Source organism: Microcoleus sp. B4-C1, from assembly GCF_036705285.1.
Lineage (GTDB): Bacteria > Cyanobacteriota > Cyanobacteriia > Cyanobacteriales > Microcoleaceae > Microcoleus.
Genome location: NZ_JAUBUC010000208.1, coordinates 1 through 1,724 on the forward strand (window position 1 = coordinate 1; position 1,724 = coordinate 1,724).

Genomic DNA, 1,724 nt, shown 5'->3' on the forward strand with positions numbered 1-1,724 from the left:
ATTTTAACTACCAGCCGGGAAGTCCCGGGCGTATATTCAGAGGGGATGAATCTGAGCGCTAAGCGAAGTACCCCGAATGAATTACGCCCGCGTGATGAAAGGCTCGTCGGATGGAGGAACGGAAGCCGACAATTAGACTTGCCTACTATGAATCAATCTTCGGGAGCATCTTGATTTTCGATGTTCTTCCCAGTGCTAAAATAGTAATTTGGTGTTGCATTTTAGACGTACATAAACTATACTATGCAAAGGTCGAAAATAGGAAGTTTAGAAATGCAACTAACTTACAAATACCGCCTCAAACCAACCATTGCCCAACTAACGACGATTGTGGCTCACTTAGAACTTTGTCGCCGGCAGTACAACTACCGACTCAGCGAAAGATTTAGGTGGTGGTCAGCCACGAGAACGCCCATAAACGCTTGCCCATTGATTGTTTCGATAGTCCCTGTTGAGGAGATTTATCGAAATATTCCTTTGACGAGAGTGCAAACTAGAGATGGCAGAAAGAAGGATGAATCAGGCAATCCTTTGACCAGGAAAGGTGACGTTTTCTCGAACATTGAAGGCGGATATGTACAGTGGCAGACGATACAACTTGCTGACCTAAAAAACACTAAAAAGCTGTTTCCTAATTATAAAGTGTTGGATTCTCAGGTTTTGCAAGATGTCGTCAACAGAGTAGAAACTTCCTTTTCAAACTTTACTACGCCCGACAAAAATGGCCATCGTAGAGGCAAGCCTAAATTCAAGGGGCGACCCTACTACAAATCCTTCACTTATCCTCAATTAGACAACCTAAATATTGTCAAGGATGAGCAAAATAGGATTTGTATTAGCCTTGCCAAAATAGGTCAAGTACCTATGGTTTTTCACCGCCCAATACCAACAGGGTTCAAAGTTAAGACGGGTAGTGTTATCTCAGAAGCGGATGGGTGGTATATTTCCTTGACGCTAGAAGATAAGACGGTTCCCGTAACGGTTGCAGAAATTCAACCGACTGATGAAAATACTGTGGGTATCGACTTGGGAATTACTAATTACGCTTACCTTTCCAATGGTGAAAGAGTTGAGAATCCTAGATTTTTGAGGAAATCGGCTCAGAAATTAGCAAGGCTTCAAGCGAAGTTAGCTAATAGAGTCAAGGGTTCTCAACCTTGGAAAATAATCAAGGACAAGGTTTCCCAACTCCATCAGTTCGTGGCTAGATCCCGATTAGATTTTCAGTTCAAAACTGCACATGAGTTATTCGGTAAATGTGATGTTTTAGTTGTTGAAGACTTGAGTGTCAAAAATCTGACTAGACGTGCCAAGCCCAAGACCGATATTGAGAATGGTAATTTGGTTTATTTGCCTAACGGTCAGTCAGCTAAGAGTGGTTTGAATAAATCCATGCTTGATGCTGCTCACGGGCAATTCGCCAACGTTCTGAAATATGTCGCCTGGAAACTAGGTAAAAGTGTTTTATTTGTTGATCCAAAGGGAACTTCCCAGCACTGTTGGAACTGCCTCAATAAAGTCCCGAAAGAATTATCGGAACGGTGGCATTCTTGCCAGTGTGGGGAATCTTTAGATCGAGACGAAAATTCAGCTAAACTCGTCAGAAAGATTGGTCTGAGTTATGAAAGTGGCGGGGGAACTCCGTCACTCAAAAAAGCCTTTGAAAAAAAGGAAAAAGAAGCCTGCGGTCTAACTGTACCCAGTTGACCGTCAGGTTAGTTCAC

General features: G+C 42.7%; 1 protein-coding gene. It reads left to right on the forward strand.

Annotated elements, in window-relative coordinates; all coding sequences use genetic code 11:
- Positions 1-273: 273 nt before the first annotated feature.
- Positions 274-1,707: a transposase gene (locus tag QUB26_RS31670; protein ID WP_333321268.1), complete on the forward strand. Its 1,434-nt coding sequence runs from the start codon at positions 274-276 to the stop codon at positions 1,705-1,707.
- Positions 1,708-1,724 lie beyond the last annotated feature (17 nt).

Coding starts and splice junctions, on each gene's coding strand:
- QUB26_RS31670 (WP_333321268.1), top strand. CDS start 274: ATGCAACTAACTTACAAATACCGCCTCAAACCAACCATTGCCCAACTA.